General features: G+C 69.9%; 7 protein-coding genes. 6 read left to right on the top strand and 1 reads right to left on the bottom strand.

The features are described 5' to 3' along the window. The first annotated feature begins 84 nt into the window (after nucleotides 1–84). From BM436_RS18515 to BM436_RS18490, 6 genes are all read left to right on the top strand, one after another. Nucleotides 85–2,157: a S9 family peptidase gene (locus BM436_RS18515; protein WP_093557006.1), complete on the top strand. Its 2,073-nt coding sequence runs from the start codon at nucleotides 85–87 to the stop codon at nucleotides 2,155–2,157. A 98-nt stretch (nucleotides 2,158–2,255) separates the two neighbouring features. Further along, nucleotides 2,256–4,244, top strand: a complete 1,989-nt coding sequence (locus BM436_RS18510) for an alpha/beta hydrolase family protein (protein WP_093557005.1) — start codon at nucleotides 2,256–2,258, stop codon at nucleotides 4,242–4,244. Nucleotides 4,245–4,265: 21 nt separating this feature from the next. Continuing rightward, the gene (locus tag BM436_RS18505) at nucleotides 4,266–6,302 is read left to right on the top strand and encodes an alpha/beta hydrolase family protein (RefSeq protein ID WP_307665914.1); all 2,037 of its coding nucleotides are present in this window, start codon (nucleotides 4,266–4,268) and stop codon (nucleotides 6,300–6,302) included. Beyond that, nucleotides 6,299–8,314, top strand: a complete 2,016-nt coding sequence (locus BM436_RS18500) for an alpha/beta hydrolase family protein (protein WP_093557004.1) — start codon at nucleotides 6,299–6,301, stop codon at nucleotides 8,312–8,314. The genes BM436_RS18505 and BM436_RS18500 overlap by 4 nt, the downstream gene beginning before the upstream one ends. A 34-nt stretch (nucleotides 8,315–8,348) precedes the next feature. Then, nucleotides 8,349–9,563 carry a 6-phosphofructokinase gene (locus BM436_RS18495; RefSeq protein ID WP_093557003.1) on the top strand — a complete coding sequence of 405 codons (1,215 nt, stop codon included), beginning with the start codon at nucleotides 8,349–8,351 and terminating at the stop codon, nucleotides 9,561–9,563. 160 nt (nucleotides 9,564–9,723) lie between these two features. Next, nucleotides 9,724–12,045, top strand: a complete 2,322-nt coding sequence (locus tag BM436_RS18490; RefSeq protein ID WP_093557002.1) for a cadherin-like beta sandwich domain-containing protein — start codon at nucleotides 9,724–9,726, stop codon at nucleotides 12,043–12,045. A gap of 14 nt (nucleotides 12,046–12,059) precedes the next feature. Here the strand turns inward: BM436_RS18490 and BM436_RS18485 are convergent, their stop codons facing one another. Further along, nucleotides 12,060–12,791 (bottom strand): sterol desaturase family protein, encoded by a 732-nt coding sequence (locus BM436_RS18485; protein ID WP_093557001.1) that lies wholly within the window; start codon nucleotides 12,789–12,791, stop codon nucleotides 12,060–12,062. Nucleotides 12,792–12,833: the final 42 nt, after the last annotated feature.

The following is a 12,833-nucleotide window of genomic DNA, read 5'->3' as shown; positions in this document are numbered from 1 at the left end:
GAAAATATAGTTATCGATAACACTAGGCAAGACCGCGGGCAAATGTTAGCCTTGGGAAATTGTTCATTTCATAAGCCGCCGCCGATGCAGACCCCGCTCCGCCCCCTCCTCGCCACCCTATGCGCCAACCTTTGCGCCGCGGTCCTCGCCTTGTCCGCCGCCGGTCCGGCCACCGCCGCGGAAGCGCCAGCCGCGCCGGCCGCCGCGCCTACCGCCGTGCCCATCCCCGCCGGCCATTTCTTCGACAATCCCGGCTTCAGCCGTCCACTCCTGTCGCCCAGCGGCGGCCACCTGGCCGTGCTCACCACCGGTCCCCAGCAGCGCCTGCGCCTGGCGGTGCTGAACTTGAGCGACCTGAGCGCCAAGGTGGTGGGCGAATTCCCGAACAGCGACGTCGGCGACTTCCGCTGGATCAGCGACGAACGGCTGATGTACACCGAGGCCGACCGCAAGGTCGCGCAGGGCGAGGTGCGCTACGCGCCCGGCCTGTACGCCGTCAACCGCGACGGCACCGCCTACCGCCAGCTGGCGCGCACCATGGGCATGCCCTTCTTCGGCAATGGCGAGTCCAGCACGCTGCTGCCCTGGCACACCTTCATGCTGCCCCAGGCGGGTCCGCAGGATGGCGAGCAAGTGTACGTCGCCAACGTGCTCTACCGGGGCGTCATCGGCGCCATCCCCAAGGTGGAACTGCTGCGGCTGAACACGCTGAACGGCAAGTCGACCGACTTCACGGGTCCGTCGGGCATGCACAACTGGATATTGGACCATGCCGGCGCGCCGCGCCTGGCGGTGTCGAACAGCGGCGACAGCACGCTGATCCACTACCGCGACCCGGCCAGCGGCGAGTGGCGCGAACTGGGCCGCTACAGCGCCTTCACCGGCGTCAACCAGGCCTTCGAGCCGCTGGCGTTCGGCCCGGACGGCATGTTGTACGTTGCGGCCAACGCCGGTGGCGACTTCAAGGCGCTGTACACCCTCGACCCCGCCACCGGCAAGCTGGGCAAGGAGCCGCTGCTGCGGCTGCAAGGCTACGACTTCAAGGGCGGCTTGATTTTCGGCGGCGACAAACTGCTGGGCGTGAGCTTCCTGGCCGACGGCCAAGGCGTCGAATGGCTGGACGCCGGCATGAAGGCCGTGCAGCAGGCGGTGGACGCGCGCCTGCCGCACACCGTCAACCTGCTGACGCCGCCGGCGCGGCCGCGAACGCCATGGCTCCTGGTCACCTCCTATTCCGACCGCCAGCCAGCGGTCCACATGGTGTACAACACCCAGACCAAGCTCCTGCAGCGCCTTGGCGACAGCCACGCCGCCATCAAGTCCAGCCAGATGGGCACGCAGGAAGTGGTGCGCTACAAGGCGCGCGACGGCCTGGAGATCCCCGCCCTGCTGACCCTGCCCAAGGGCCGCGACAAGAACCTGCCGCTGGTGGTGCTGGTGCACGGCGGCCCGTATGCGCGCGGCGGCAGCTGGGGCTGGAGCCCCGACGTCCAGTTCCTGGCCTCGCGCGGTTACGCCGTGCTGCAGCCGGAATTCCGGGGCAGCCTCGGCTTCGGCACCGCGCACTTCCGCGCCGGCTGGAAGCAGTGGGGCCTGAAAATGCAGGACGACATCGCCGACGGCGCGCGCTGGGCCATCGCGCAGGGTTACGCCGATCCGCGGCGCGTCTGCATCGCCGGCGCCAGCTATGGCGGCTACGCCACCCTGATGGGGCTGGTGAACGATCCCGGCCTGTACAAGTGCGGCGTGAACTGGGTGGGCGTCACCGACATCGAACTGCTATACAAGGACAAATGGAGCTTCCAGTCCGACCTGCCCGAGGAATGGAAGCGCTACGGCATGCCGGTGCTGATCGGCGACCTGGAAAAGGACGCCGCCCAGCTGAAAACCACCTCGCCGCTGGCGCAAGCGGCGCGCATCACGCAGCCGCTGCTGCTGGCCTACGGCGGCGCCGACCGGCGCGTGCCGCTGTACCACGGCACCAAGTTCCGCGACGCGGTCAAGGCCACCAACAAGGACGTGGAATGGGTGGAATACGAGCACGAGGGCCACGGCTGGTCGCTGCCCCAAACCCGCGTCGATTTCTGGACCCGGGTCGAGAAATTCCTGGACCGCCACATCGGCCCGCAGCGGGAAGTGGCCGACACGGGCAAATGACGCGGCCTGCGTCCGCGGCGTAGGGTGACCGGCAAGACTAGCCAAAACGGCCATCAGCTGTTAGTCTACGGCAATTGTTTATTTTGCAATTGACCCCGATGCATAGATTCCTCTCCCGCTGGGCGGCGCTGGTTTGCGCGCTCGGCCTGGCGCCCCTGGCCGGCGCGGCCGAGGCGCCGCCCGCCGGCCACTTCTTCGGCAACCCCGGTTTCACCAAGCCCCGCCTGTCCCCCAGCGGCACCCACCTGGCGGTGCTGGCCAGCGACGAGGCGCACCGCCAGCGCCTGATCGTGGTGGACTTGAACGACTTCAGCCTGAAGGCGGCGGCCGAGTTCCGCGACGGCGACGTCGGCGCCTTCAGCTGGCTCAGCGACGAGCGCCTGCTGTTCACCTCGGCCGACTCCCAGGCGGCGCAGGGCGACCAGCGCTACGCGCCCGGCCTGTTCGCGGCGAACCGGGACGGCACGGCCTTCCGCCAGCTGGCCAGCAGCCGGGGCAAGCCCTTCATCACAGTCGGCGGCCCATCGAGCCTGCTGCCATGGCACACCTTCATGCTGGACCAGGACGGCGCGCAGGACGGCCCCGAGGTGTACGTCGCCAACCACCTGGTCGAGAACCTGTCGGCGGACCGGGAGCAGGAACTGCTGCTGCTGAACACGAAGACCGGCAAGGCCAAGCCGTTCGACGCGCCCAGCGGCATGCGGTGGTGGATGCTGGACCAGCAAGGCCAGCCACGCCTGGCCGTGTCCCGCCGCGACGGCCAGACCATGATGCATTACCGCGACCCGGCCAGCGGCGCCTGGCGCGAGATCGCGCGCCACGCCAGCTACACCGGCGCGGGCCAGGGCTTCCAGCCGCTGGCGTTCGGGCCGGACGGCACGCTGTACGTGGCGTCCAGCGAGAAGACCGGCTACGCGGCGGTGCACACCTACGACATCGCCGCCGGCAAGCTCGGCGAGCGGCCGCTGCTGAACGTGCAGGGCTACGATTTCATGGGCCACCTCGTTTTCGGCGGCGGCAAGCTGCTGGGCGCGCGCTTCCTGGCCGACGGCGAGGGCACCGAATGGTTCGACGCCGGCATGAAGGCGGTGCAGGCCGAGATCGACCAGCGCCTGCCGCGCACCGTCAACCTGGTGACGCCGCCCGTGCGCGCGCAGACGCCGTGGGTGCTGGTGACGTCGTACTCGGACCGCCAGCCGCAGGTGCACCTGGTCTACAACACGCGCACCCGCGACCTGAAGCGCATCGGCGACAGCCACGCCGCCATCAAGCCGGCGCAGATGGCGGCGCAGGACGTGGTGCGCTACAAGGCGCGCGACGGCCTGGAGATCCCCGCCCTGCTGACCCTGCCCGCCGGCAAGGACAAGAACCTGCCGCTGGTGGTGCTGGTGCACGGCGGCCCCTATGTGCGCGGCACGCGCTGGGGCTGGGAGGCGGAGGCGCAGTTCCTGGCCTCGCGCGGCTACGCGGTGCTGCAGCCCGAGTTCCGCGGCAGCGCCGGCTACGGCGGCGCGCACCTGCGCGCCGGCTGGAAGCAATGGGGCCTGGCCATGCAGGACGACATCGCCGACGGCGCCAAATGGGCGGCCGCGCAAGGCTACGCGGCCCCCCGGCGCGTCTGCGTGGCCGGCGCCAGCTACGGCGGCTACGCCACCTTGATGGGCCTGGTGAACGACCCGGAGCTGTTCCGCTGCGGCGTGGCCTGGGCCGGCGTGACCGACCTCGAACTGCTGTACAAGGGCCACTGGCGCTTCGACAGCGACATGTCGGCCGATTTCAAGCAGTACGGCATGCGCGACCTGATCGGCGACCCGGAGCGGGACGCCGAGCGCTTCGCGGCCACCTCGCCGCTGCGCCAGGCCGCCCGCGTCACCCGGCCCCTGCTGCTGGCCCACGGCGGCGCCGACCTGCGCGTGCCGCTGGTGCACGGCACCAGGTTCCGCGACGCCGTGAAGGCCACCAACAAGGACGTGGAGTGGGTGGAGTACGAGCAGGAGGGCCACGGCTGGTACCTGCCGCGCAACCGCATCGACTTCTGGACCCGGGTGGAGGCCTTCCTGAACCGCCACATCGGCCCGCAACCATAAGCACACGTACAAAGGACAACCTTGAACACCAAGCTATCGCGGCCCGTGGCCGCCGCCATGCTGGCGCTGGCCGCGCTGGTCCCCGCCGCCGCGCAAACCCGCGCCGCCCTCCCCCCGATCGAGGACTTTTTCGGCAACCCCGAATTCAGCGCCGCCCAGCTCTCGCCCAGCGGCCGCTACCTGGCGGCCAAGCTGGCCAACAAGAACGGGCGCGAACGGCTGGCGGTGGTGGACCTGGCCAGCAACAGCGTCAAGTCGGTCGCCAACTTCTCCGACGCCGACGTCGGCAACTTCAACTGGATCAGCGACGAGCGGCTGCTGTTCGACACCACCGACAAGCAACTCGGCCAGGGCGACCTGCGCTACGGCCCCGGCCTGTACGCGGTGAACCGCGACGGCGAGGGCTTCCGCCAGTTGGCCAACCGCAGCAACCACTTCGTGCAGACCCTGTCGGCCGCCAGGATGCTGCCGTGGCATACATTCATGCTGCGCCAGCGCGGCGCGCAGGACTCCGAGTTCGCCTACGTCAGCAGCGCCAAATTCTCCGGCCCGAACGAGGTCGATTACGTGGACCTGCTGCGCCTGAACACCAAGACCGGCCACCACAGCACCGTCAACCGCCCCGGCGACACGCGCGGCTGGCTGCTCGACGAGCGGGGCGAGCCGCGCCTGGTCACCACCGTCGAGAAGGACCAGCTCAGCATCCAGTACCGCGATCCCGAGACCAAGGCCTGGCGCAAGCTGGCCACCTTCAACGCCTACACCGGCGGCAAGGGCGCCTTCTCGCCGCTGGCCATGGGCGCGGACGGCACGCTGTACGTCACCACCCACGCCTACAAGGACAAGGCGGCGGTGCACACGCTGGACCTGGCCACCGGCCGGATCAGCGAGAAGCCGCTGATCGAGCTGGAGGGCTACGACTTCCGCGGCAGCCTGATCATGGGCAACGGCAGGCTGCTGGGCGTGCGCTACACCACCGACGGCGAGGGCACGCTGTGGTTCGACGAGGGCATGAAGGCGGTGCAGGCCGAGATCGACGCGCGCCTGTCCGGCACCATCAACCTGGTGTCGCTGCCGGCGCGCCCGGAAACCCCCTACCTGCTGGTGGAATCGTATTCGGACGTGCAGCCGCGCGTGTTCATGCTGTACGACCGCGACAAGAAAACCCTGAACAAGGTGGGCGACTCGCGCCCGCAAATCAAGCCGGACCAGATGGGCAAGCAGGACCTGGTGCGCTACGACGCGCGCGACGGCCTGAAGATCCCCGCCTGGCTGACGCTGCCCAGGGGCGGGGGCGGGAAGCTGCCGCTGGTGGTGCTGGTGCACGGCGGCCCGTATCTGCGGGGCGGCCACTGGGGCTGGGACGCGGAGGCGCAGTTCCTGGCCTCGCGCGGCTACGCGGTGCTGGAGCCGGAGTTCCGCGGCAGCACCGGCTTCGGCCAGGCGCACTACCGCGCCGGCTGGAAGCAATGGGGCTTGAAGATGCAGGACGACATCGCCGACGGCGCCAAATGGGCGATCGCCCAGGGCATCGCCGACCCGAACCGCGTCTGCATCGCCGGCGCCAGCTACGGCGGCTACGCCACCTTGATGGGGCTGGTGAACGATCCCGGGCTGTACAAATGCGGCGTGAACTGGGTGGGCGTCACCGACATCAAGCTGATGTACACCGGCCACTGGACCTTCCAGTCCGACCTGCCGGAGGGCTGGAAGCAGTACGGCATGCCGACGCTGGTGGGCGACCTGGAGCAGGACGCGGCGCAGCTGAAGGCCACCTCGCCGCTGGAGCAGGCCGCGCGCATCACGCAGCCGCTGCTGCTGGCCTACGGCGGCGCCGACAAGCGCGTGCCGCTGTACCACGGCACCAAGTTCCGCGACGCGGTCAAGGCCACCAACAAGAACGTGGAGTGGGTCCAATACGACGAGGAGGGCCACGGCTGGGCGCTGCCCAGGAACCGGGTCGACTTCTGGAGCCGGGTCGAGAGGTTCCTGGACCGTAACATCGGGCCGGCGGCCGCGCCGCGAGCCGATGCGCCGGCAAACGCGGGCCAGCCATGACGCGCCCGCTAGCACGTCCGCTGGCGCGCCTGCTGGCGCTGTCCGCGCTGTCCCTGCTCCTGGCCGCGCCGGCGCGCGCCGAGCCGCCGCCGGCGTCGGCCTTCTTCAACAACGCCCGCTACAGCGCGGCCAAGCTGTCGCCCAGCGGCCGCCACCTCGCCATGCGCGCGCGCGGCCAACTCGGCCGCGACGCGCTGCTGGTGGTCACGCTGGCCGACAAGAGCGCGAAGATGGTGGCCCAGTTCAGCAATATCGACATCGACGATTTCGAATGGGTCAACGACAACCGCCTGGTGTACGACACGCGCGACTCGCGCAGCGCGCCGGGCGACTGGACCCACGCGCCCGGCCTGTTCGCCGTGAACCGCGACGGCGGCGGTTTCCTGCAACTGGTGGACCGGGGCTACGACCGGCCCGCCGAGACCGGCACCCACATCCGCACCGCGATGATGCCGTGGAACACCTACCTGCTGGGCCAGGAGGGCGCGCAGGACTCGGACTCGGTGTACGTGTACCAGCCGGAGCGCCGCGCCGGCGAGCGGCGCGGGATCGCGCTGTTCAAGCTGAACACGCTCACCGCCCGCGCCCAGGGCGTGCCGCGCCCGGCCAACATGCAGCGCGTGGTGCTGGACGCGCAGGGCGAGCCGCGGGTGGCCACGTCCAGCGCCGGCGGCACCGCGGCGGTGCACTACCGCGACCCGGACAGCGGCGCATGGCGCAAGCTGCGCGACTTCCCGGCCTACGGCGACGCGCCCGGCGCCTTCAGCCCGGTGGGGCTGGGCACGGACGGCATGCTGTACGTGTCCACCAGCGCCGGCACCGACCGCGCCGTGGTGCGCACCTACGACGTGGCCACCAACACGCTGGGCGACAAACCGCTGATCGAGCTGGGCGAGTACGACTTCAGCGGCCGGCTGGTCACCGGCGGCGGCAGGATACTGGGCGTGCGCCTGCTGACCGACGCGCGCAGCACGCACTGGTGGAACGCGGACATGCGCGCGCTGCAGGAGAAGGTCGACTCCCTGCTGCCCGGCACCGTCAACCAGATCTCGGTGGCGCGCCGGCCGGAAACCCCGGCCGTGCTGATCACCTCCTGGTCCGACCGGCAGCCGCCGGTGTACGTGCTGTACGACCGCGAGAGCGGCGCGCTGACCAAGCTGGGCGAGGCCCATCCCGAGATCAAGCCGGACGCCATGGGCGAGCGCGAGCTGATCCACTACACGGCGCGCGACGGCATGCGCATCCCGGCCTGGCTGACCCTGCCGCCGGGCGGCGCCGGCAAGAAGCTGCCGCTGGTGGTGCTGGTGCACGGCGGGCCGTACATGCGCGGCGGCGAATGGAAATGGGACGCCGATTCCCAGTTCCTGGCCACCCGCGGCTACGCGGTGCTGGAGCCGGAATTCCGCGGCGGCACGGGTTTCGGCACCCGGCATTTCCGCGCGGGCTGGAAGCAATGGGGCCTGGCCATGCAGGACGACCTGGCCGACGGCGCGCGCGCCATGGTGGCCCGGGGCGTGGCGGACGGCGGGCGGATCTGCATCGCCGGCGCCAGCTACGGCGGCTACGCGGCGCTGATGGGACTGGTGAAGGACCCGGACCTGTTCAAGTGCGCCGTCAACTGGGTGGGCGTGACCGACATCAACCTGCTGTACACCGGCACCTGGCAGATCGAATCCGACCTGCCCGAGGCCTGGAAGCAGTACGGCATGCCCCAGCTGATCGGCGACCCGGTGGCGGACGCCGCGCAGTTCAAGGCCACCTCGCCGCTGGAGCAGGCGGCGCGCGTGCGCCAGCCGGTGCTGATGGCCTACGGCAACCAGGACGCGCGCGTGCCGCTGGCGCACGGCCAACGCTTCCACGACGCCGTGAAGGCCCACAACGCCCAGGCCGAACTGGTGGTGTACGACGGCGAGGGCCACGGCTGGACGCTGGAAAAGAACCGCGTCGACTTCTGGACCCGGGTCGAGAAGTTCCTCGGCCGGCACATAGGCCCTCAGGCCAAATCGGAGTAATCTACAGGCTGGCCAACTCTTGTAGGGGAAGCGCATGTCGTCTGGAAAAATACTGGTCGCACAGGGGGGCGGTCCCACCGCCGTCATCAATCAGTCGCTGGTGGGCGTGGTGCTGGAGGCGCGGCGCTTCCGGCACGTGACGCGGGTGTACGGCGCGCTGCACGGCGTGCGCGGCATCGTCAACGAGGACTTCGTCGACCTGACGCAGGAAACCAGCCACAACCTGGAGCTGGTGGCGGCCACCCCGTCGTCGGCGCTGGGCTCCACCCGCGACAAGCCGGACGAGCAGTACTGCGAGCGCATCTTCGAGGTGCTGCGCGCGCACGAGATCGAGCATTTCTTCTACATCGGCGGCAACGACTCGTCCGACACGGTGCGCATCGTCAGCCAGCGCGCGCGGGCGGCGGGCTACCCGCTGCGCTGCATCCACATCCCCAAGACCATCGACAACGACCTGGTGGGCAACGACCACACGCCGGGCTTCCCGTCGGCCGCGCGCTTCGTGGCGCAGGCCTTCGCCGGCGCCAACCTGGACAACGCCTCCCTGCCCGGCGTCTACGTGGGCGTGGTGATGGGGCGGCACGCCGGCTTCCTCACCGCCGCCTCGGCGCTGGGCAAGAAGTTCGCGGACGACGGCCCGCACCTGATCTACCTGCCCGAGCGCGTGTTCGAGCTGGAGCGCTTCCTGGCCGACGTGAAGGCCATGTACGAGAAGCACGGGCGCTGCGTGATCGCCGTCTCCGAGGGCATCCACGACGCCTCCGGCGAGCCGATCGCCAGCCTGCTGGCCAAGGAGGTCGAGCGCGACGCGCACGGCAACGTGCAGCTGTCCGGCACCGGCGCGCTGGCCGACCTGCTGTGCGACGAGATCAAGGACAAGCTGGGCATCAAGCGCGTGCGCGGCGACACCTTCGGCTACCTGCAGCGCTCCTTCATCGGCTGCGTGTCGGACGTGGACCAGCGCGAGGCGCGCGAGGTGGGCGAGAAGGCGGTGCAGTTCGCGATGTGGGGCGACCGGGACGGCTCGGTGGCCATCAAGCGCACCGGCTTCTATTCGGCAGACTACGAGTTGCTGCCTTTGGAGGCGGTGGCCGGCAAGACGCGCACCATGGAGGACGAGTTCATCGCCGCCAGCGGCACCGACGTGACGGACGCCTTCCGCATGTACCTGCGCCCCCTGCTGGGCTCCGGCATGCCGGACGCGTTCCGCCTGCGCCCGGCGCCGGTGGCGAAGATCCTGAACCGCTGACGCGGCCCAGGGACGGCGCCCGGCGCCGTCCTTTTTACCCAACTTTACATGTATTGACGTCTTCTAACGGTTACCCGGCGGAGAATCGGACAAGTTGCCACGCGGCACTTTCCAGCGCGGCAAAACCAGGTCGCCAGCCACCCACCCGAAGAGGACTGTCATGTCGAACACACCATCCAAGGCCGCCGCGGCGGTCGCCACTCCACTACGCCGCCGCGCCGCGCTCGGCGCGCTGGGCTCCATCAGCGCCCTGTCGCTGCTGGCCTGCGGCGGCGGAGGCGGAGGCGGCGGCACCGCCGCCACCTCCACCTCCACCACCTCCACCACCCTGCTCGGCGGGCTGAGCCTGTCGGAGGGCGCGCTGTCGCCGGAATTCACGCCCGCCACCACCAGCTACACGGCCAGCGTGGCCAACGCCACCGGCGCCATCGCCTTCAGCCCCACGCTGGCCGACAGCGGCGCGACGGTGGCCATCAACGGCACCGCCGTGGCCAGCGGCGTCAGTTCCGGCGGCTTCGCGCTGAACGTGGGCGACAACAGCTTCAACATCGTGGCCAGCAAGGGCGGCGTCTCCACCAGCCACACGGTGATCGTCAAGCGCGCCCCGCCCACGCTGTCGGCCGACGCCAGCCTGAAGGCCTTGAGCATTTCCACCGGCAGCCTGTCGCCCGCCTTCGCCGCCGCCACCACCAGCTACGCGGTCACGGTGGCCAACTCGGTCACCTCGGTGACGCTGGCCCCGACCGCCAACGGCTCGGGCGCCTCGATCAAGGTCAACGACGCCACCGTCGCCAGCGGCGGCGCCTCCGGCGCGCTGGCCCTGAACGTGGGCAACAACACGCTGACGGTCACGGTGCTGGCGCAGGACGGCGTCACCAGCCGCGTCTACACCGTCACCGTGGTGCGCGCCGTGGCCACCGCCACCGCCTCGGGCGACGCCACCCTGAGCGCGCTGGCGCTGTCGTCCGGCACGCTGTCGCCCGCCTTCGCCTCCGGCACGGTGGCCTACACGGCCTCGGTGGCCAACTCGGTGGCGTCGGTGACCCTGACGCCCACCGCCACCAGCGCCGACGCCACCATCACCGTCAACGGCAGCGCCGTGAAAAGCGGCGGCGGCTCGGCCGGACTGGCGCTGAGCGTGGGCAGCAATGTGCTGTCGGTGGTGGTCAGCGCGCAGGACGGCACCCACATCATCACCTACACGGTGGCGGTGACGCGCGCGGCGGCGGTCTCCACCGACGCCAGCCTGAGCGCGCTGGCGATCTCGTCCGGCACGCTGGCGCCCACCTTCGCCACGGCCACGCTGGGCTACACCGCCTCGGTGGCCAACTCGGTGAGCTCGGTGACCTTGAAGCCGACCAGCAGCGCCAGCGCCACCATCAAGGTCAACGGCGTGGCCACGGCCAGCGGCGCCACGTCGGCGGCGCTGGCCCTGAGCGTGGGCAGCAACACGCTGTCGGTGGTGGTGACGGCGCAGGACGGCAGCACCACCCGCACCTACACCGTGATCGTCACGCGCGCGGCGGCGACGCTGTCCTCGGACGCGGCGCTGAGCGGGCTGACGCTGTCGTCCGGCACGCTGTCGCCCGTGTTCAGCGCCAGCACCACCAGCTACACGGCCAGCGTGATCAACTCGGTGGCGACGGTGACGCTGTCGCCGGTGGCCGGCAACAGCGGCGCCACCATCAAGGTCAACAGCGCGACGGTGGCCAGCGGTGCCACCTCGGCCTCGCTGGCGCTGAACGTGGGCAGCAACACGCTGACGGTGGCGGTGACGGCGCAGGACGGCGCCACCAGCAAGACCTACACCGTGGTGGTGACGCGCGCGGCCGCCGTGGCCTGCTCGGTGATCCCGGAGGAAACCGCCGGCCCGTATCCTGCCGACGGCTCCAACGCCAGCAGCCAGACCTACAACGTGCTGGCGCTGTCGGGCATCGTGCGCTCGGACATCCGCGGCACCCTGGGCAGCTCGACCCAGGTGGGCGGCGTGCCGCTGACCATCAACATCACGCTGCAGAACGTCAACAACAACTGCGCGCCGCTGGCCGGCTACGCGATCTACCTGTGGCATTGCACGCGCGAGGGGGCGTACTCGGTGTACACCGAATCCAGCGTCAATGCCAACTACCTGCGCGGGGTGCAGCCGACGGACGCCAACGGGGTGGCCACCTTCACCACCATCTTCCCCGGCTGCTACGCGGGCCGCATGCCGCACATGCACTTCGAGGTCTACCCCAGCGTGGCCAAGGCCACCACGGCCAGCAACAAGATCAAGACCTCGCAGCTGGCGTTCCCGACCGACATCTGCACCGCCGTGTACGCGGCCGCCAGCGGCTACACCGCCAGCGTGCGCAATTTCAGCAGCATCAGCTTCGCCACCGACAACGTGTTCAGCGACGGCTATTCGCTGGAGATGACGTCCCTCAGCGGCAGCGTGGCCACCGGCTACGTCGCCAACGTGACGGTGTCGATCGCGGTGTGACGGCCGCGCGCCGGTCAGCGGGATGGATCGTCCCTATGGACGTCGCGCCAGGCCAGCATGTCGGCCAGGCGCTCTTCCTTGTCGGGATCGAAGCCGCAGCCGGCGCGGAACGCCGGCGGGTTTTCGTAGGTGCCGAACAGCCAGTCCCACCACACGATGTCGCCGTAGTTGTTGCGGTGGCGGCCGTGCTGGTGGTGGACGCGGTGCATTTCGGGCCGCTGGAAGAACCAGCCCACCCAGCGCGGCGTGCGCACGCTGGTGTGGTAGAAGAACTCGCCGAGCGCGGTGCACAGCGTGTACACCGCGCCCGCCTCCGGCGACAGGCCCAGCGTGGCGTACACCAGCAGGCTGCCGATGATGGAATTGACCACCATTTCCAGCGGGTGCTTGTAGAACGAGGTGATGACTTCGATGCGCTGGGGGCTGTGGTGGATCTGGTGGAACAGGCGCCACAGCAGATCAGACTCGTGCCGCGCGCGGTGCCACCAGTAGAACACGAAGGTGGCGATGAAGTAGGCGGCCATGCCGCCCGCCGCCGGGCCGACGTGGTCGGACAGGCGGAACAGCGACGCCGACGACAGCCAGCGTTCCCAGCTGTATCCCGCCAGCACCACCACGCCCAGTTGGACCGCGTTGATCAGCAGCACCCGCGCCGGCCACGTCCGCACATGCGGCAACCGCCAGCCGGGGACCACGCGTTCGAGCACAAAGCAAAATACAAACACGGCGAATATTGTCGGTAGCATCCTGGCCTCCCTGTTGTTGGAGGGGCCAGTCTGCCGCGCCGC

The sequence above is a fragment of the Pseudoduganella namucuonensis genome, from assembly GCF_900116645.1.
Taxonomy (GTDB): Bacteria; Pseudomonadota; Gammaproteobacteria; order Burkholderiales; family Burkholderiaceae_D; genus Rugamonas; species Rugamonas namucuonensis.
Note: the sequence above shows the minus strand (reverse complement) of the source record. Positions and strands in the feature narration are given on the sequence as shown.